General features: G+C 71.7%; 20 protein-coding genes. 5 read left to right on the top strand and 15 right to left on the bottom strand.

All coding sequences use genetic code 11. The features are described from left to right. Nucleotides 1–126 precede the first annotated feature (126 nt). Genes EV659_RS08630 through EV659_RS08610 form a run of 5 tightly spaced genes read left to right on the top strand, consistent with a single transcriptional unit; the run spans nucleotide 127 to nucleotide 5,340 of the window. A complete protein-coding gene (locus EV659_RS08630) occupies nucleotides 127–588 on the top strand; it encodes a MarR family winged helix-turn-helix transcriptional regulator (RefSeq protein ID WP_132708468.1) in 462 nt (153 codons plus the stop codon). Beyond that, a complete protein-coding gene (locus tag EV659_RS08625) occupies nucleotides 585–2,624 on the top strand; it encodes an FUSC family protein (RefSeq protein WP_132708467.1) in 2,040 nt (679 codons plus the stop codon). The genes EV659_RS08630 and EV659_RS08625 overlap by 4 nt, the downstream gene beginning before the upstream one ends. Next, a complete protein-coding gene (locus EV659_RS08620; protein WP_132708466.1) occupies nucleotides 2,617–2,883 on the top strand; it encodes a DUF1656 domain-containing protein in 267 nt (88 codons plus the stop codon). Before EV659_RS08625 ends, EV659_RS08620 begins: the two co-directional genes overlap by 8 nt. Then, nucleotides 2,861–3,907: an efflux RND transporter periplasmic adaptor subunit gene (locus EV659_RS08615; protein WP_132708465.1), complete on the top strand. Its 1,047-nt coding sequence runs from the start codon at nucleotides 2,861–2,863 to the stop codon at nucleotides 3,905–3,907. Before EV659_RS08620 ends, EV659_RS08615 begins: the two co-directional genes overlap by 23 nt. Next, a complete protein-coding gene (locus tag EV659_RS08610) occupies nucleotides 3,904–5,340 on the top strand; it encodes an efflux transporter outer membrane subunit (RefSeq protein ID WP_132708464.1) in 1,437 nt (478 codons plus the stop codon). The genes EV659_RS08615 and EV659_RS08610 overlap by 4 nt, the downstream gene beginning before the upstream one ends. 389 nt (nucleotides 5,341–5,729) lie before the next feature. Here the strand turns inward: EV659_RS08610 and rpoN are convergent, their stop codons facing one another. The 15 genes from rpoN to EV659_RS08535 all read right to left on the bottom strand — a co-directional run bounded on the left by rpoN (nucleotide 5,730) and on the right by EV659_RS08535 (nucleotide 18,462). Continuing rightward, on the bottom strand, nucleotides 5,730–7,040 hold the full coding sequence (gene rpoN, locus EV659_RS08605) for an RNA polymerase factor sigma-54 (RefSeq protein WP_132708463.1): 1,311 nt from the start codon (nucleotides 7,038–7,040) through the stop codon (nucleotides 5,730–5,732). Next, nucleotides 7,031–7,870, bottom strand: coding sequence for an ATP-binding cassette domain-containing protein (locus EV659_RS08600; RefSeq protein WP_165878801.1), 840 nt, complete (start codon nucleotides 7,868–7,870; stop codon nucleotides 7,031–7,033). The genes rpoN and EV659_RS08600 overlap by 10 nt, the downstream gene beginning before the upstream one ends. 14 nt (nucleotides 7,871–7,884) lie before the next feature. Next, on the bottom strand, nucleotides 7,885–8,592 hold the full coding sequence (modB, locus tag EV659_RS08595; protein ID WP_132708461.1) for a molybdate ABC transporter permease subunit: 708 nt from the start codon (nucleotides 8,590–8,592) through the stop codon (nucleotides 7,885–7,887). A 2-nt stretch (nucleotides 8,593–8,594) separates the two neighbouring features. After that, a complete protein-coding gene (gene modA / locus EV659_RS08590; protein WP_165878800.1) occupies nucleotides 8,595–9,317 on the bottom strand; it encodes a molybdate ABC transporter substrate-binding protein in 723 nt (240 codons plus the stop codon). Nucleotides 9,318–9,445: 128 nt separating this feature from the next. After that, a complete protein-coding gene (gene nifW / locus EV659_RS08585; RefSeq protein WP_132708459.1) occupies nucleotides 9,446–9,778 on the bottom strand; it encodes a nitrogenase-stabilizing/protective protein NifW in 333 nt (110 codons plus the stop codon). Further along, nucleotides 9,775–10,971, bottom strand: coding sequence for a homocitrate synthase (gene nifV, locus EV659_RS08580; protein WP_200287996.1), 1,197 nt, complete (start codon nucleotides 10,969–10,971; stop codon nucleotides 9,775–9,777). The genes nifW and nifV overlap by 4 nt, the downstream gene beginning before the upstream one ends. Nucleotides 10,972–10,985: 14 nt before the next feature. Next, on the bottom strand, nucleotides 10,986–11,774 hold the full coding sequence (locus EV659_RS08575) for an iron-sulfur cluster assembly scaffold protein (RefSeq protein ID WP_132708457.1): 789 nt from the start codon (nucleotides 11,772–11,774) through the stop codon (nucleotides 10,986–10,988). A gap of 13 nt (nucleotides 11,775–11,787) precedes the next feature. Further along, nucleotides 11,788–12,108 (bottom strand): HesB/IscA family protein, encoded by a 321-nt coding sequence (locus EV659_RS08570; RefSeq protein ID WP_132708456.1) that lies wholly within the window; start codon nucleotides 12,106–12,108, stop codon nucleotides 11,788–11,790. 185 nt (nucleotides 12,109–12,293) lie between these two features. Then, nucleotides 12,294–13,310, bottom strand: a complete 1,017-nt coding sequence (locus EV659_RS08565) for an FAD-dependent oxidoreductase (RefSeq protein WP_132708455.1) — start codon at nucleotides 13,308–13,310, stop codon at nucleotides 12,294–12,296. Nucleotides 13,311–13,388: 78 nt separating this feature from the next. Beyond that, a complete protein-coding gene (locus EV659_RS08560; protein WP_132708454.1) occupies nucleotides 13,389–13,643 on the bottom strand; it encodes an RnfH family protein in 255 nt (84 codons plus the stop codon). Then, nucleotides 13,640–14,368: an electron transport complex subunit E gene (locus EV659_RS08555; protein ID WP_132708453.1), complete on the bottom strand. Its 729-nt coding sequence runs from the start codon at nucleotides 14,366–14,368 to the stop codon at nucleotides 13,640–13,642. Before EV659_RS08555 ends, EV659_RS08560 begins: the two co-directional genes overlap by 4 nt. Beyond that, a complete protein-coding gene (gene rsxG / locus EV659_RS08550) occupies nucleotides 14,368–15,081 on the bottom strand; it encodes an electron transport complex subunit RsxG (protein WP_132708452.1) in 714 nt (237 codons plus the stop codon). Before rsxG ends, EV659_RS08555 begins: the two co-directional genes overlap by 1 nt. Then, complete coding sequence (locus EV659_RS08545; RefSeq protein ID WP_132708451.1) at nucleotides 15,078–16,151, bottom strand: RnfABCDGE type electron transport complex subunit D; 1,074 nt, start codon at nucleotides 16,149–16,151, stop codon at nucleotides 15,078–15,080. Before EV659_RS08545 ends, rsxG begins: the two co-directional genes overlap by 4 nt. Next, nucleotides 16,148–17,896: an electron transport complex subunit RsxC gene (rsxC, locus tag EV659_RS08540; RefSeq protein ID WP_207894067.1), complete on the bottom strand. Its 1,749-nt coding sequence runs from the start codon at nucleotides 17,894–17,896 to the stop codon at nucleotides 16,148–16,150. The genes EV659_RS08545 and rsxC overlap by 4 nt, the downstream gene beginning before the upstream one ends. After that, nucleotides 17,893–18,462, bottom strand: a complete 570-nt coding sequence (locus EV659_RS08535) for an RnfABCDGE type electron transport complex subunit B (RefSeq protein ID WP_132708450.1) — start codon at nucleotides 18,460–18,462, stop codon at nucleotides 17,893–17,895. Before EV659_RS08535 ends, rsxC begins: the two co-directional genes overlap by 4 nt. Nucleotides 18,463–18,471: the final 9 nt, after the last annotated feature.

Genomic DNA, 18,471 nt, shown 5'->3' with positions numbered 1-18,471 from the left:
TTCGTCGCCGGTCGGTATGACATCAACCAGCCTCCGGGGGGCTTCCTGGGGCATGCTCATGGGCCCTTGCCTTGATCATGCCAATTGATTAGATAGCTAACGAACAAACAATCGAGACTCAACGGCATGACCACCGACCCGCGCACCCGCGCCGAGGCGGCATTTGCGATTCACCTCATCTCGCTCGCCAAGGCCTACAAACACACCGTGAACGTCAGGCTGGAGCATCGCCGGATGTCGCACACCACGGCGCTGGTGGTGATGCATCTGAGCCGCTCGGACGGCTCGTGCATCCAGCGCCACCTGGCCGGGCTGTTGGATATGGCGCCGCCGTCGCTGGTGCCGATCCTGGTTCGCATGGAGCAGGAGGGCCTGGTCACCCGCACCCCGCAGCCTGCCGACAAGCGCGCCAACGAAGTGTCGCTGACCCCGGCGGGCTGGGACCTGGCGCGGCGCACCGAACGCGACCTGCAAGGCATCCGGCACGACCTGCTGGCAGAGGTGTCCACGGCCGACCTGCACGCCGCCCTGCGCGTGTTCACGGCCCTCGACGCCGCCCTGTCCCAAGACCCCAAAGACCCCCGATGACGCGACCCAAATTCGGCTTCCGGGAGTGGGTGTTTTCGCTCAACAGCTTCGCTGCCGCCCTGTCGGCGTTGTACCTGTCCCTGCTCAGCGACCTGGAATATCCCTATTGGGCGATGATGTCGGCCTATATCGCCAGCCAGCCCTTTTCGGGCGCGGTGCGCTCGAAGGCGGTGTTCCGGCTCATCGGCACGGTGCTGGGCGCGGCGATGACCGTGTTCTTGTTTCCGATCTTCGTCAACACGCCGGCGCTGTTGTCGCTGGCGCTGTCGTGCTGGATCGGCTTGTGCCTGTTCTTCTCGCTGCTCGACCGGACGCCGCGCTCTTATGTGTTCATGCTGGCCGGCTACACCACCACCTTCGTCGGCCTGACCGTGGTCGACCGGCCCGAGGTGATCTTCGATTTCGCCGTCGCGCGGGTCGAGGAAATCGGCATCGGCGTGCTGTGCGCGGCGTTCTTCCACTCGCTGTTCTTCCCCCGCCAGATCAGCGAGACGCTGAAAGCCAAGGCGCGCACCAGCATGGACGACCTGACCCGCTGGATCGCCGACGCCCTGCACCATGAAACGCCGGCGGTGATCCTGGCCGACCGCCACAAGCTGCTGCGCGACATGACCGACCTGCGGCTGATGGCCGGCCACATCCCCTACGACACCCACGAACCGCGCCAGAAGCAGGAATTGCTGACCGCCTTGCAGGACCAGATGATCCTGCTGTTCCCGGTTATCGTCACCTTGTCCGACCGGATCGCCCGGCTGGACAAGCGCGACGCCTTGAACAACCAGACCCTGGCGCTCCTGGCCCGGACCCGCGCCTGGCTCGACCTGCCGCTCGACCGGATGGCGCGCGACAAGGCCGACCTGCTCGCGGCGTGCGACCATTGCCAGCGCCACCAGGCCAAGACCTGGTCGGGCCTGCTGCGCGGCAACCTGGCGCGACGCCTGGCGGAGATGATCGAGATCGTGTTCGTCTGCCGCGAACTGTCCGACCGGCTGGCCGGCCGTGACGTGGTGCTGAGCCCGGGCGCGCGCCGGGCGCTGCGCGCGCGCCTCAGCCGGCCGCTGCACAAGGAATATGCCAGCGCCCTGCGCAGCGCCCTGGTGTCGGCGGGCGTGCTGTTCATGGGCTTTCTGATCTGGATCGGCACGGCTTGGGAATATGGCGGCTACGCGATCATGATGGCCAGCGTCACCTGTTCGCTGTTTGCCGCCATGCCCAACCCGATCCCGGCCCAGCAGGTGTTCTTCCGCTATACCTTCCTGGCCTCGATCGCCGCCGGCATCTACTTGTTCGCGGTGTTTCCCCATGTCCATTCGCTGCCGACGCTGGCGTTGACGCTGGCGCCGTTCCTGTTGCCCGCCGGCGCGGCCATGGCGGTCCCCGATCTCTACGGCAAGATGCTGCCGCTGATCGTGCCGTTCTGCGGCAATCTGACCATCACCAACACCAAGACCCCGGAGTTCCTGCTCTGGGCCAACATGAACATCGCCTATCTGATCGGCATCGCCAGCATCGTCTACGTCACCCGCGCCTTCTACGACCTCGACGGGCGCAAGAAGGTGGCGGGCATCCTGCGCACCATGTGGGACGAACTGGCCGACGTGGCCGAGGGCTCGCGGCGGCTGGTGATCGCCGACTGGAGCGGCCTGATGGTCGACCGCATCGGCATGATCGTGCCGCTGAAATCGGCCCAGCCGAAGGACGACCAGAACACCGAGACCACGCGCGCGCTGCGCTCGGGCCTCAACCTGATCGCCCTGCAACGGCTGAAAACCGCGCTCGACAAGCCCCGGGCCGCCTCGCTCGGCCGGCTGCTGACCGCCATGAGCGACCACTATCGGCTGCGCGCCCGGGGCTTTGCCAACACCACGCCGGTCGAACTGTTGGCCGCGCTCGAAGCCGAGATCGAGCGGGTGCGCGACTATGACCAGGGCCCGGTCACCGACAACCTGCTCAACGCGCTGATCGGCCTGCGGTGCAGCCTGTCGCCGCTCAACGCGCCGGTGGCCGAGGCACAGAAGGGGGCGTTCTATGATTGAGGACCTGATTATCGACGGCGTGTTCGTCAGCCCGTTTTTGGTCGCCCTGGTGCTCGCTGCGGTGGCCGCACGGCCGGTTGGGCTGTTGCTCAACCGGTTAGGGCTCTACCGGCTGGTCTGGAACCCCGGCGTGTTCGACGCCGCCTTGTTTTTCCTGCTCTATGCCGGCTTCTGCTGCCTGATGGTGCCAGACATTCTCGACATTTATCTGACCCGCTTTTTAACCGAGGGGATCCATGCGTTTTTATTCAGTCATTAAGGGGCTGATCACCGCACTGGCCGTGGCTGCTGCGGCGGCCTGTGTCTGGCTTTTGTGGCAGTATTACGAGTACGCACCGCGCACGCCCGACGGCCGGGTGCGCGCCGACGTGGTCCAGGTGGCGCCCGACGTGTCGGGGCTGGTCACGCAGGTGTTCGTGCACGAAAACCAGATCGTCGCGCCGGGCGAGCCGCTGTTCGAGATCGACGCCGAACGCTTCGCCATCGCCCGCGACCTGGCCCGGGCGACCCTGGCCGCGCGCCAGGCCGCCCTGGCCCACGCGCGCCGGGTGCACACCCGCAACCAGGGGCTTGGTGAGTTGGTCTCCGACGAGGTGCTGGAGGAAAGCCGCACCCGGGTCGACGAACTGACCGCCCTGGTGGCCCAGGACCGCGCCGACGTGGACCTGGCGCAGCTCAATCTCGACCGCACCCGGGTGGTCAGCACCGTGCACGGCAAGGTCACCAACTTCGCCCTGCAACCGGGCCAGTACGCCCGTGCCGGCCAGCCGGTGTTCGCGCTGGTCGATATGACCTCGTTCCGGGTCGAGGGCTATTTCGAGGAGACCAAACTGCGCCGCATCCAGGTGGGCGACCCCGCACGCATCACCTTGATGGGCCAGACCGGGGTGATCGAAGGCCATGTCCAGGGCATCGCCGGCGGCATCGAGGACAGCGAGCGGCGCACCGGCGGCAGCCTGCTGGCCGACGTCAAGCCGACCTTCAACTGGGTGCGACTGGCCCAGCGCATCCCGGTGCGCATCGCCCTCGACACGGTGCCCGACCATATCAGCCTGGTGATCGGCCAGACCGCCAGCGTCGCCATCGACCACCAGAACCGCCCGGCCGACGCAGCACCCACCAGCGCACCCGGCACAGCCGGCACGACCGGCACAGGCGGAGCGAGCGGCGCCGACCGGCCCAGGCAGGGGGATCGCCCCAGCCCCGATTCCGGCCCCAATTCTGGCCTTGAGTCTGGCGCCGATGCCGACACCGATGCCGCCTGGAAGGACGCCCGCGCATGACCCGCCCGCTGTTCGCGCACGCCATGCGGCGCGGCGCCGCCCTGGCGCTGGTGGCCGCGCTTGGTGCCTGTACGCTCGGCGCCGACCGGCCCGACCTGGACCACGCCCTGGTCAATCGCCCCGAGATCCAAGGCGACTTCGCCGAGGCCGGTGACGCCGGGCGCTTCGCCGACGCCCCGGTGCCCGAGCATTGGTGGCGTCTTTACGATGACCCGGTGCTCGACCGGCTGATCGAGCGCGCGCTGGCCGCCAACACCGATTTGCAGGTGGCGCGTGCCCATGTGCGCCAGGCGCAAGCGGTGCTCGACCAGGCCGAAGACGCCCGGCTGCCGCAGACCGAGATCAGCGGTGCCGCCGCCTATGGCCGGCTGTCGGCGCAGGAATTGATGCAGAGCGAGGCCATGGACGCCACCTATTTCTACGGCGTCCAGGGCGGGCTGTCCTACAAGCTCGACCTGTTCGGCCAGGTGGAACGCGCGATCCAGGCCGCCGAGGCCGACACCGCCGCCCGGCGCGCGGCCTATGACCAGGTCAAGATCAACATCATCGCCGCCACCACCCAGGCCTATCTGCAGGGCTGCGCGCTGGCCCGGCAGATCGCGGTGGAGGAAGCGCTGCACGACGCCCATGGCGCGATGACCGAGGCGATGGCCCGGCTCGAACACGCCGGCCGCACCGACCGCACGGCGGTCGAACGCGCCGAGGTGGCCGAGGCGCGCGCCCACGCGACCCTGCCGGTGCTCGCCGCGCGTCGGCAGGCAGCCCTCTACCGGCTGGCCGCCCTGCTCGGCGAAACGCCGGCCGCGCTGCCGGGAGAGGCCGCCCGCTGCACCGCACCGCCCCAGCCCACGCGGCTGGTGCCGGTGGGCGACGGCCGCGCGCTGCTCGCCCGGCGCCCCGACCTGCGCCAGGCCGAAGCCCGGCTCAACGCCGCCACCGCGCGCATCGGCGTCGCCAAGGCCGCACTTTATCCCGACATCCATCTGGGCGTGTCCGGCGGCAGTGTCGGGTTGATGCAGGATGCGCTGGCCTCGGAGACGCTGAAATTCTCGCTCGGCCCGTTGATCCGCTGGGAGTTCCCCAATCGTGGCCTGGCCCGGGCCCGCATCCGCGACGCCGAGGCGCGCGCCGACGCCGCCTATGCCGCCTTCGACGGCGCGGTGCTGATCGCGCTGCGCGACGTGGAGACGGCGCTCAACGCCTATGCCCGCGCGCTCGACCGGCACCGGACGCTGCGCGCGGCGCAGCGCCACGCCCACACCCTGCTCGCCGACCAACGGCGGCTCCAACAGGCCGGCCGCACCAATGCCGTCGACCTGCTGCGCGCCCGCCAGGCCAGCTTGCGCGCCGACATGGACGTGGCCCGCAGCGACGAGGCGGTGCTCGCCGCCCAGGTCAGGCTGTTCCTGACCCTTGGCGGCGGCTGGTCCTGACGGGTTCTACCGTCGGTCTGATGGCAGTGCTTCGGATACGATCGGCATCAATCACGATCCGGACCATGGGCATGGCGGTGCCAAGCCGCGTCGGTGGTGCCACCCGACGACGGTGCCGGGGCCGTGAGCCTGGTCTCGCCTGCGCAAACGCAAATGCTGGGCAGCCGCCCGGCTCAGCGAGGGGATCGTTCGGGCAACGGTGTTTGGGGCGGGCGCCCGATAGTTGCCGGGGGTGTCTCGCCAACGCCGCCCGCCTGGCCCCCGACCCTAAAGGCCGCCGTCTGGCGCGTTCGCCCGCGCCGTCATCAACGCGCGCATCCGTGACACCTTTTTCCCCCAAGTCACAAACCGTGTTGATGACGGGTGGATGATCGACGGGACCATCGCGATCACGCCGGCGCGGCGGGTGGTTGGCGCCGGGTGTAGGAGGAGGGGATGCCGAGCATGTCGCGATACTTGGCGACCGTGCGACGGGCCAACGGTATGCCCGCGCGGCGTGCGCGCTCGGCGATGGCCGCGTCGCTCAGCGGCCGGGCCGTGTCCTCAGCGTCGACGATCCGGCCGACCAGCGCGACGACCGCATCCTGCGACGGACCGTCCGTGCCGGCGCCGGGGGTGAAGGCGCGGACGAAGAAGCTACGCAAAGGCAGCGTGCCGTGCGGCGTGGCGATCAGCCTGTCGGCCACCGCGCGGCTGATCGTGGTCGGGTGCAGCGCCAATTCCCCGGCCAGATCGTGGGTGGTCAGCGGGCGCAGATGGTTCGGCCCCTGGTCGAGAAACGCCCGCTGGCGGCGCACCAGGGCGGCGGCGGTGCGCAGAAGCGTGTTTTGCCGCCGGTCGACCGTGCGTTTCAACCAGCGCGCCTGCGCGCGGGCGTGCGCCAGATGGGCCTGGGCCTCGGCGTCGCCCGCCGTCCGCGGTCCATCGACGATGGTGACGACCGGCAGGGTGGAGCGTTCGATGTCGACGACCCAACCCGCGTCGCCACGGCGCACGCTCAGGTCTGGCGGACGGGGCGGTGCCGGCTCGGCGGCGAAGGCCAGGCCCGGCTTGGGGTCGAGCGTCTGTATCAGCCCCGCCAAGGTGCGCACATCGTCCACCGTGCCGTCGCACAACGCCGCCAACTCGGCCAACCGCCCCTCGGCCAGCAGCGCCAGATTGTCGAGGATCACCGCCAGATCCCAGGTTAAAAAACCGCGGTCATCGGCCTGAAGACGTAAGCATTCGGCCAGGTCGCGGGCGAACAGCCCGGCCGGTTCCAGCCGTTGCAGGCGCGCCAGCATCGCACTTGCCCGACGCATCGAGATGCGCGCACCAGCCGCAATGGCGTCGAGCGGGCGGCCGAGCCAGCCGGTGGGCTCCAGCGCTTCGGCGAACAGCATCGCCAGCCGCCGATTGTCGGCGGTCTGAAAGGTCAGGGCCACCTGTCGCGCCACATGCTCGTAGAGGCTCGGCGGCGTGCTCTCCAGCCCGGCCACCGGGTCCCAATCGGGGTTGTGCGCGCCCATGGCCCCCTGGGGCCGCGCCGGCACCGGCTCGGGCCGGGTCACCTCCAGGCACGGGTTCGACAGCGCCTCCTCGGCCAGATGGTCGGCCAGGTCCAGATTGCTCATCTGGAGGATTCTCAACGACGCCTGCATGCGCGCGGTCATGACCAGACCCTGGCCCTGGGTCTGACGGTGCGCGGCGATCATGTCCATGGCGCGGTCTCCCCGACACATGCGCCGGGCGCGGACGATGGGCGGCGGTGTCCGGTGGCAGCATCGGTGCCACTGCCAGTCCTCGGGCCGCTCCCGGCGCGCGTTCTGGCGCCGGGGGCGGTTTTCGGGCGCGTGCGGCCGCAGACCGGCTTGGGGCTGAGGCGCAGGCCGCCGGCGTCGACCGGGCCGGCGCTGCTCTGGTCGGCGCAGATCCGGCCGGCGCGCAGGGTCAACACCCGGTCTGCCAGCCGGCGGATTTCCTCGGCAGCGTGGGAGATGAACACCATCGGCGTTTGCGCCTCGTCGCGCAGCCGTTCGATCAGCCGCATCGCCTCGGCGCGGCGCGCCTCGTCGAGCCCCGACAACGGTTCGTCGAGCAGCAGCAGCGCCGGGCGCGCCAGCACCGCCCGGCCGAGCGCCACACGCTGGCGTTCGCCGCCCGACAGGCCGCCCGGCCGGCGCCCCAACAGCGGGCCGAGGTCGAGGATATCCACCACCCGCGCCTCGAACGCCGGATCCCCCGGCCGCGCGCCATAGCGCAGATTGGCCCGCACGCTCAGATGCGGGAACAGCAACCCGTCTTGGAACACCACGCCGATGCCGCGCTCGGCCGGGCGCACATGGGTGTTGCGGCGATGGTCGAACAGGGGCCGACCGCGCACCGCAATCCGGCCGGTGTCGGGGCGGTCGTGACCGGCGAGGCACGCCACCAGCGTCGACTTGCCCGCGCCCGACGGCCCGACAAGCCCCAAGATGCCCGCCGCCGGTGCCGCGAACGCCACGTCGAGGGTAAAGCCCCCCTGGCGCTTGACGATGTCGACCTCGATCATCGCTCGCCCCCCGCTCATGGCCGCGCCTCGGCCCAGGAAAACCGCCGCGCCAGCCATTCCGAGCCCAACAGGGCGGCGCCGGCCAGGGCGAGCGACAGCAAACACAGGCGCAGCGCCTGGTCGTCGCCGCCGGGCGACTGGACGACGGTGAACAAGGCCAAGGGCAAGGTTTGGGTTTCGCCCGGGATATTGGCGGCGAAGGTGATCGTGGCGCCGAATTCGCCGAGCGCGCGGGCGAAGGCCAGGGTCATGCCGGCGACGATGCCGGGCGCCATCAAGGGCAGGGTCACGGTGGCGAACACCCGTGCCTCCGACGCGCCGAGCGACCGGGCCACCGCTTCGAGGCGCGGGTCGGCGGCCTCGGCCATCTGGCGGATCGCGCGCACCATCAGCGGGAACGACACCACCGCGCAGGCCAGCACCACACCGGCATGGGAAAACGCGAAGCGGATGCCGAACACCGCCTCCAGCGGCGCACCGAGCGCCCCGTGACGGCCGAACAGCATCAGCAACAGATAGCCCAGCACCACCGGCGGCAGCACCAGCGGCAGGTGCACCAGCGCGTTGACCAGCGCCCGCCCCGGAAACCGCCGCCGGGCCAGCAGCCAGCCGAGCGCGATCCCCGGCGGCAGCGACCACAGGACCGCCGCGCTCGACGCCTTGAGCGACAGCAGGAGCGCCTCGGTCTCGAACGGGGTCAGGGCGAGCGCGGACCCGGTCATGGTCAGTCCCGCCCCACGACCAGAAAGCCGTGCTCGGCGAAGATCGCTGCGGCTTGGTCGCTGGCCAGGAAGTCGAGGAACGCGGCGGCGCCCTCGGGGTCCTGGCCGGCGCCGGTGGCCGCGATCAGATAGCGGATCTCGGGCTGGGCGGCGGCGGGCACCGGCAGCACGACCTCGACCCCGTCGACGCCCAGGGCGTCGGACACATAGACCAGGCCCAGCACCGCCTCGCCGCTGGCCACGGCGGCGACCGTGGCGACCGTGTTGCGCGTCGGCACCAGCGCCGGGCCGAGCGTGTCCCACAGGCCCAGCGTTTCAAGCGCGCTTTGGCCGTAGCGGCCGATCGGCGCGGCGGCGGGGTTGGCCATGGCGAACCGGCCCGCCCCCAGCGCTGCGGCGACCTGGTCGACGCTGAACGGCGCCGTCCCCGCCGGTGCGATCAGCGCCAGCCGGTTCGACAAGATGGCCCGGGGCGCGTCGGCGGCGATCACCCCGGCGGTCACCAGATGCGCCATCCAGTCGGGATTGGCGGACAGGAACAGGTCGGCGGGCGCGCCGCGCTCGATCTGCCGTGCCAGGATGCCCGAGGCGGCATAAGACGGGGTCACGCCGCCGCCATAGGCCTCGATCGCCGCGTCCATCGCGCGCCCGGTGGACGCAGCGGAGAACAGCAACGGGTCGGCCGCTGCAGGCCCGGCGAGCCCCATGCTGAGCACCAGCAGCACCCGTCTCAGCCAGCCGGCCCGGCCCCGCCAGGCAGTAAAGACCCGCCAGGCAGTAAAGACCCGCCAACCGCTGCTCCCCGAGCGGGCGCGGCCGGCGCCCCCCCGCCGCGTTGCCACCGCGGCGCCGGTCATCGGGCAATCGGCCGAAGCCCCTCCAGCGGCAGCATGTTGCCGTGCGATTGGCTGAACACCTTCAACGCCTTTTGCTGGCGCGGGCTGGCGGTGACGAAGTCGTCATGGGCGCGTTGCAACGCCGCGCGCGCTTCGCGGAACACGCCGTCCTCGTCCAGTTGGTCGAGCGGCAGGCGGTCGAGATAGTCGCCCAGGCGCTTCATCACGTGCAGCCGGGCGCGGTTCAACACCGCTTCGTCATAGGGCAGGTCGAGCAAGGCGAACATGTCCTCGGCCGAGGACAGCGCGCGCATCCGGTCGAGCACGCCGGCGGGGGTCGGGTCGGTCATGACAAACTCCGTTCTGGTAAGGCACCGGGGTTCGTGTCCGCATCGGGGGCGGCCACCTCGGACCGGGCGACCAGCACGGCCAGGTCGGCGGCGGTCGCCGGGCGTTTCTGGTCGCCGGCCCAGGCGCGCAACAACGGCAGGAGCGCGCGCGCCGTCGCCGGGTCGCACGGCAGGCCGGCCTCGGCGAGCGCCGCCGTCAAGGCGGCCAGGCCCGAATGCTTGCCGACCACGATCCGGCGCGCCCGGCCGAAGCGCACCGGGCTGAGCGCGGCGGCTTCGTAGGTGGCCGGGTCCTTCATCAGCCCGTCCACATGGATGCCGGCTTCGTGCATGAAGGCGTTGCGGCCGACGATCGGGCGGCCGGGACACAGCGCCCGCCCCGACGCGCGCGCCACCAGGGCCGACAGGTCGCACAAGCGGTCGAGCCGCACGCCCGACGGCCGGCCCTGCACCGCCAGGGCTGCGGCCACCTGTTCGAGGGCGGCGTTGCCGGCGCGTTCGCCAAGGCCGTTGACCGTCACCGACAGGTGCGAGGCGCCGGCACGCGCCGCCGCCAGCGTGTTGGCGGTGGCCAGGCCCAGATCGTCATGGGCGTGAAACTCGATCGGCAACGGCCCGGCGGCGAGCGGCGCCACCAAGTCGGTGGTCGCCACCGGGTCCAGCAACCCCAAGGTGTCGGCAAGGCGTAGCCGGATCGCCCCGGCGCCGGCGGCGGCCTCGGCGATTTGCCTCAGATAGGCCGGGTCACCGCGCGACGCGTCCTCGGCGCCGACCGAGACCGCGAAACCGGCGGCCCGGGCGCGCCGGATCAGCCGGTCGACCTCGCCCAGCGCCCAGGCGCGGGTCCGGCCCAGCTTGCCGGTCAGGTGCCGGTCGGACCCGGGCACGGTCAGGTGCAGGCGGCGCAGGCCGGTTTGCCGCGCCGCCTCCAGGTCGCGCTCGCACAAGCGCCCCCAGGCGACGCCTTCGGCATGGTTCAGCCGGGCGGCGGCGGCGCGCATGGCGGCGATCTCGGCGGCCCCCATGGCCGGCACGCCCAGTTCGATCTCGTCGACGCCGGCGCCGTCCAGGGCGGCCGCGATCGCCACCTTTTCAGCGGCCGAAAAGGCGACCCCGGCGGCCTGTTCGCCGTCGCGCAGCGTGGTGTCGCAGATCAGCGGCGGCCCGAGCCTCGTGGTTCTCGTGGTCCTCATGGTCGTCGCGTCGGTCATCGGCCGTGCCCCGCGCGCACCGGTGCGGCATCGCCAGCGGGTGGCCGGGCCGCGGCACGAGCACCCACCGGGCCGGTGTCGAGCGCCGGCACCACGCGCACGGTGCGGCCCAGCGCCTCGGCCAGCCGGCGCTGCACGCCGCCGAGCGTCAGCGCCGCCAACTGACAGCCGGCGCAATTGCCGCTCAGCCGGATGTGCACCTTGGTGCCGTCGATGTCGATCAGCGCCACGTCGCCGCCATCGGCGCGGAAGCTGGGGCGCATCTGGGCCAGCACCGCCTCGGCGGCGGCGGTTTCCTCGGCCGGGGTCAGCGCCCGCGCCGCCTTCGCCCGAGGCGTCGCCGGCCGCAGCGGTGCGATGCCCAAGGCCTGGCGGAACGGCGGGCCCGCCGGCTGGTCGGCGTGTGGATCAGGGGCCCTTGGCCGGCCGGGGTCGCGCAGGGCCGCGGCCAAGGCCTCGGCCGCCACCCGCGCCGCCCCTCGCTCGCCCGCCGGCAAACCGCCGAGCAGCCGCTCGACCGTCTCGGCGGTGACCGCGCCAGCCTCGGCCAGGGTCTTACCGCTCACCCAGTCGGTCAGCGCCGAGCCGGCGGCGACCTCGGGCCCGGTGGCGCTGGTCTCGAACCGGGCGGCGACCACCAGCCCGGCCTCGACCCGCAGCATCACCCGCAGCGCGTCGCCGGTGCGCACCGAGCCGGCCTGGCCCCACGCATTGGCGATATCGAGCGGCCCGCGATTGCGCGGGTTGAGGGCGTGGTCGACCAGGGTCGCGGAATAGTCGTCCATGGCGCCACCGCCCTCAGCAGAACGACTTGCCACAGCCGCAGCCGGCGGTGGCGTTGGGGTTTTCGAACACGAAGCCCGAGACGTCGAGGCCGGTGACGAAGTCGATGGTGGTGCCGACCAGATGGGGCTGGCTTTCCGGGTCGATCAACACGGTCACGCCGTCGGCCTCGACCACCGCGTCGTCGTCGTCGCGGGTCAATTCCAGCGCCATGGCGTATTGCAGCCCGGCGCACCCGCCCGACTGGACCATCAGGCGCAGGCCCGCGATCGGTTGACCGGCCCCCTCGATGGCGGTGGCCATGGCTTGGCGGGCGGCTTCGGTGATCTGGATCATGGGCGGGCTCCGTTGCGTCTCGGCGGCAATATTCAGTGCACTAAGCAAAACCCGTACCAAGAAGCATAATGCTTAAAATGCAGGCACTTAACGGCCCCTCCCCGGCCTATTGTCGGCATTGTCGCGGGCGGTTTGGCGGCTTTGCGACAGGGGCTGTGCGGGCTTGCGCGAGGCCGGCCCCGGGCTCAGGCGTTGAGGGCGCCCCCGGCCGCCGCCAGGCCCGAGCGCAGGGCGCCCGCCACCGTGCGTGCGGCGTCCTTGCGCGCGTCGCCGAGGATCGCCGCTTGGGGGTGGGTCAGGGATCGGCCGTGCGGGTCGGTCGGGCACCAGCCGCTGGCGTCCACCAGCCCGGCGGTGCGCGCGATGGTGCCCGCCCCCTGGGTCTCGATGAAGTTGACCGCGTCGGCCACAAGCCGCCCGGCGGCGGTCTCGACCACCCCGCGCCGGGCGTCGACACCCACCACGGTGCCGCCTTGGCCGGCCGGGCGCCAGTCGACCGCTGTCGACCCGCCCTCGGCCGCCCGCAGGCTTTGCCAGCGCGCGGCGTCGTCGGTGGCGGTCGCGGCGTCGAGGACGGTCAACCGTGCGCCGGGTCGGGTGCGGTCCAACCGCCGCGCCAGATGGTGCGCGCGGTCGAGGACGGCGTGGCGCGGGCTCAACCCATCGGGCAGGCGCAGGATCACATGGGGGCGGTCGGGCAAGGCGGCCAACTGCGCGCTCAGGCGCCGCGCCTCGCGCGCGCTGCCCCAGGCGGCGGGCCACAGGTGGCGCGCCGCCGGGTCGAGACCGGGGATCGCCTCGGGCCGCGCGGCGGTGCCGGGGGCCAGGAACAGCCGGTCGAAGGCCAAGACCCGACCGCTGAACAGGGCCAGGCGCTGATCCGCCCAATGGACGCCCACCGCCTCGTCGAGGATCACCTCGACCCCGGCGCGGCGCAGCGCGGCGAGGCCGGGGCCGCCGCCCGGCCGGTCGAACGCCGACGCCCCGGCCCGGCCCAAGCCCTTGGGGTCGCGCTCGACCAGCAACACCGAGGCGGACGCGCGCTTGAGGGCAAGGGCTGCGGCGGCGCCGGCCGGACCGCCGCCGACCACCACAAGGCGCTCCCGGCCGGCGGACGGACGCGGCGCCCAGGCGGCCCCCGCGGTCAGCGCGGCAAGCGCGCCCAGATAGCCGGCGACCTGGCGGCGGGTGGGTGCGGACATGGCGGTCTCCTCTGCCTTAGCGCCTGGGGGTTCGGGTCGGGGTTCGGGCCAGGGGTTGGGTCGGGGGTTGGGTCGGGGTCATCGGCGGTCCAGAAGCTCGGCGTCGGGGTGGATCGGGCGGTAGACCTCGACCCGGTCGCCGGGCTTGACCGGCTTGTCGAGCTTGGCGAGCGCGCCGAAGATGCCGACCTTGTGGGTCGCCAGGTCGATTTCGGGGAACTGGTCGAGCAGGCCCGAGCGTTCGATCACCTCGCGCACGGTGGCGCCGTCGGGCACGTCGAGATTGCGCCACACCTGCACGGTGGGCTTGGCGAAGGCAGCGCTGACGATCATGGTGTCTCTCCGCTTTCGGGCGTCTGGCGGGTCAGCACGCCGGCGGCGGTGAACACCTTTTCCGGCGCCGCGCTGGCGGTTTCGTCGGGGCGGCTGCGGCGGTCGGCCAGCGCCTTGAGGGCGAGCAGAAAGCCCAGCGCGATGAACCCGCCGGGCGGCAGGATCATCAGCAAAAAGCCCTGATAGTCGGGGATCACCGTGCGTTCGAGAAAGCCGAAGCCGGGGCCGAGCAGCACGGCGGCGTCGGCGAACAGCGTGCCCGAGCCGAGGATCTCGCGCACGCCGCCCAAGGCCACCAGCGCGACGGTGAAGCCGATGCCCATCATCAACCCGTCGGCGGTGGCGGCCAGCGGTTCATAGCGCGAGGCGAACGCCTCGGCGCGGCCCAGGATCGCGCAATTGGTGACGATCAGCGGGATGAACAGCCCCAGCCCCTTGTGCAGATCGTGCAGCCAGGCGTTCAACGCCAGGTCGACCACGGTCACCAGGCAGGCGATCAACAACACGAAGGCGGGGATACGGATCTGCGGCGTGATCACCTTGCGCAGCACGGACACGGCGAGCCCGGCACCGACCATCACCGCCGTCGAGGCGAGCCCCATGCCGAGCCCGTTGGTGGCGGTGCCGGTGACCGCGAGCAGCGGACACAGCGCCAGAAGCTGGCCGAACACCACATTGTTGTCCCACAGCCCGTTGCGGGCGATCGCGGCATAGTCCATGGCCATCAGTCGGTCTCCCTGGTCTGTGGCGCTTGCTCAAGCGGGTCGGGGCGCAACAGCGCGTCGCGGTGACGGGCGAACAGGGCCAGACCGCGCTGGACGGTGGCGACCACGGCGCGCGGCGTGATCGTGGCGCCCGAGAACTGGTCGAAGACGCCGCCGTCCTTGCGCACCCGCCAGCCTTCAGGGCCCGGATCGCCGAGCGAGCGGCCGGTGAACCCCTCGATCCAGTCGTCCTTGGCGACCTCGATCTTGTCGCCGAGCCCCGGCGTTTCGCTGTGCGACAGCACCCGGACCCCTAGGATCGTGCCGTCGGGGGCGAGGCCGATCAGCACCCGGATGGCGCCCGAATAGCCCGAGCCGGTGAGCACGAAGGCGACCCCGGTCACCCGGCCCTCGGCGCGGGCCAGGAACACCGGCACCTCGCCCTCGGCGGCGTCGGCGAGCGTGCGCCGGTGGCTGAGCAGGTCATTGTCGTGGCGGTCGGCCGGGATCACCTGGGCGAGCGAGGCGCGCAGATCCTCGGCCGCGCGCCGGGCGATCGGCCCGCGGGTCAGCGCGTCCGACAGCGACAGGATCGCCGCGGTGGCGAGCGCGAACAGGCCCAGCAACAGCCCGTGCCACACCGGCGACCGGCGCAGCGCACCGGCCCAGCCGAGCTTGGCCGGCGGTCCCGGCGATCCCGGCGGTGCGGTCGGGGCGGCGGGCTCGTCGGTCATGGCCGGTCCCCCAGTTCCAGCGGCTTGCCGGCACGGGTGCGGCCGAAGATGCGCGGGCGGACATAATCGTCGATCAACGGCGTGCACGCGTTCATCAACAAGACCGCAAAGGCCACCCCCTCGGGGAACGCGCCCCAACTGCGGATGACGAAGATCAGCAGCCCGATGCCGACGCCGTACAGCATCTTGCCCAGCCCGGTGATCGGCGAGGTCACATAGTCGGTGGCGATGAAGAAGGCGCAGAACATCACCGCACCCGAGGCCAGGTGATAGTGCGGCGGCGGAAACCGGTCGGGCGCCAGCGCCCAGGCCGCCGCCGCCGCCAGATAGAGCGCGCCGATGACGCTGAGCGGAATGACCACGGTGATCACCCGCATCAAGATCAGCGCGACGCCGCCCAGCAACAGCAAAAGCGCGCTGGTTTCGCCCAGGGAACCGGGCACCAGGCCCAGAAACTGGTCCTGGAAACTGCCGATCCCGGCCAACACCTGGTCCATGGCCAGCCCGGCGTCCAATTGGCTCTGGATCTGGCTCAGCACCGAGGCGCCGCTGACCGCATCGACCGGCGCCCCGCCGCCGAAGGTGACGCCGAGCGCCTGGTCGAAACTGAGCGCCCCGGCCCGCGCCGGCCCCGGCGCCACCCAGGCGGTCATCTTTACCGGTAGCGCCACCAGCAGCATGGCGCGGGCGACCATGGCCGGGTTGAACAGGTTCTGCCCCAGGCCGCCGAACACATGCTTGCCGATCACGATGGCGATGCCGGCGCCGGCCACGCCGACCCACCAGGGCGCCCAAGGCGGCAGCGACAAGGCCAGTATCCAGCCGGTCAGCAGCGCCGACCCGTCGGTGGCGAAGCGCGCCACCGGCTGGCCGGCCAGCGCCAGGCACGCGATCTCCGCCGCCCACGCCGCCGCCACGGTGACGCCAAACAGCAGCACCGCCGGCCAGCCGAACTGATAAAGCCCGAACAGGGTCGCCGGGGTCAGGCACACCATCACCGCCAGCATGGTGCGCGAGACATTGAACCGGGAATGGGTGTGCGGCCCGCTGACCAGGCGCGGGGCGGTCATTCCACCGCCTCCCGGGCATCGGCCTTTGCGTCGGCCCTTGCCTCGACCTGGGCGCCGGCCTTGGCGTTGGCCAGGGCGCCGAGTTGGGCGCCGAGTTGGGCGTCGGGTTGGGCGCCGGGTTGGACGTCTGTGGGGGCGTCTGTGGGGGCGGCGGGCTGGACATCGGGCTGGGCGCCGGCCGGGGGCGCTTTAGGAGCCTCGGCCGAGGGCGCCGGCGGGATTGGCGCCTTGGCCGCCGTTTCGGTCGTCGCCTGCCCGGCGCGCTTCTTCTTGGCGGCCATTTCCGCCTTGCGCTGTGCCATGGCGGCGCGTTTGGCCTCGGCGATGGCGGCCAGCCGGGCGGTGCGCGCCGCCGCCAGCCGCTTGGCTTCTTCGCGCTGGTGCTGGGCGCTGTCGCGCTCGGCCAGCTTGCCCTTGGCATACTGGATCGTCTGCACCAGCGGCCGGTTCGACGGACAGGCGAAGGAACAGCAGCCGCACTGCAGGCAGTCGAGCAGCCCCACCCTGGCGGCGCCGTCCAGGTCGCCGGCGTCGATCCGCGCCTTCAATTCGAACGGCGTCAGCCCCATCGGGCAGACCTGCACGCACAGCCCGCAGCGGATGCACGGCATGACCCGCTGGTCGCGCGCTTCGCCGGCGGTCAAGGCCAGGATGCCGTTGGTGCCCTTGATGACCGGCACGCGCGGGTTCTGGATCGGCTGGCCCATCATCGGCCCGCCGAGCAACAAGCGCTCGGGCGTCGCGACCAGGCCGCCGCAATGGGCCAGAACGTCGGCCACCGGGGTGCCGATCGGCACGCGCAGATTGGCCGGCCGGGCGACGCCGCGCCCCGACACCGTCACTACCCGCGAGATCAGCGGTTCGCCGTAGCGCAGCGCCAGATGGACGGCATGGGCGGTCGCCGCATTGTGCACCACCACGCCCATCTCGGCGGTCAGCGCGCGCGCCGGGGTTTCCTTGCCGGTCAGCGTCTTGACCAGATGCTTCTCAGAGCCCATCGGGTATTGGCTGGGCACTGTCTTGATCTGCAAGACATGATCCAGCACGTGGCGATGGCGGGTCATCGCCTCGATCGCCAGGGGCTTGTTGGACTCGATCGCCACGATCACCCGCCGAACGCCCAAGGCGCGCGCCATGATGCCGGCGCCGTCGGCCACTTCGTCGGCGCGTTCGCGCATCAGCCGGTCGTCGCAGGTCAGATAGGGCTCGCACTCGGCGGCGTTGATGATCAGCGTGTCCAGGTCGTAGCGGGCGCGCAGGTTGAGCTTGACCGACGCGGGAAAGGTCGCCCCGCCCAGGCCGACGATCCCGGCCTCGGCGACCTGGGCGGCGAGCGTCTCGGGCGCGGCGGTGGCCACATGGGGCTTGGCCAGGCGCGGCCCCCACCGGTCGGCGCCGTCGGGGCGGATGGTGACCGTGGTCACCGGCAGCCCGGACGGGTGCGGCGCGGGGAACGGCCCCACGGCGATCACCTGGCCCGACGTGGGCGCGTGGACATTGGCCGAGATCGGCCCGCTCGCCTTGCCGATCAACTGCCCCTTCAGCACCGTGTCGCCGCGCGCCACCAGCGGCTCGGCCTCGGCGCCCACATGCTGCAACAGCGGCACCCGCAACAGGGCGGGCAACGGCATGTCCTCGATGGCGCGCTCGGCGCTCAGATGCTTGCGGGTCTCGGGGTGGACCCCGCCCTTGAACGAGAACAGCCGCGCCGGGTCGAACCGGCCGAAAAGCGGGACGGGGCTCATGGCGCGGGCCTTTCCACCGCCTCGCCGACGCGCGGGTCGGGGCGATCCCAGTACCAGTTGCGCAGGGTGCGCGGCTTGGGCCGGCGGATGATCGCTTCGGTCGGGCAGACCTCGACGCAGGCGTCGCAGCCGATGCAGGCGTCGGTGATCACCGTGTGGACCTGCTTGTTGGCGCCGACGATGGCGTCGGTCGGGCAGCGCTTGAAACACTTGGTGCAGCCGGTGCAGTGGTCTTCGAAGATGAAGGCGACCATGGCCTCGGCCTCGTCGCCACCGCTGAGCTCGCCGAGCGCGCCGGCGTCGCCGCCGATCAACGCGGCCAGCTCTCGGGCGACCGCGCGGCCGCCGGGCGGGCACAGCGTCACCGGCACGCTGCCGGCCGCCAGCGCCTCGGCGCCGGCGCGGCACCCGGGCAGCCCGCACTGGCCGCAATTGGTGCCCGGCAACAGCTCTTCGATGGCGTCGACGATCGGCGGCACCGGCACATGAAACCGGCGCGCCGCGACCCCCAGCATCAGCCCCAGGGTCAGCCCCATGGCGGTCATCACGGCAACGGCAGCGACCATCGGCTCAAG

Origin of the sequence: Rhodothalassium salexigens DSM 2132, assembly GCF_004341375.1 — a bacterium.
GTDB lineage: Bacteria > Pseudomonadota > Alphaproteobacteria > Sphingomonadales > Rhodothalassiaceae > Rhodothalassium > Rhodothalassium salexigens.
This window is presented reverse-complemented; position numbering and strand designations above follow the sequence as displayed.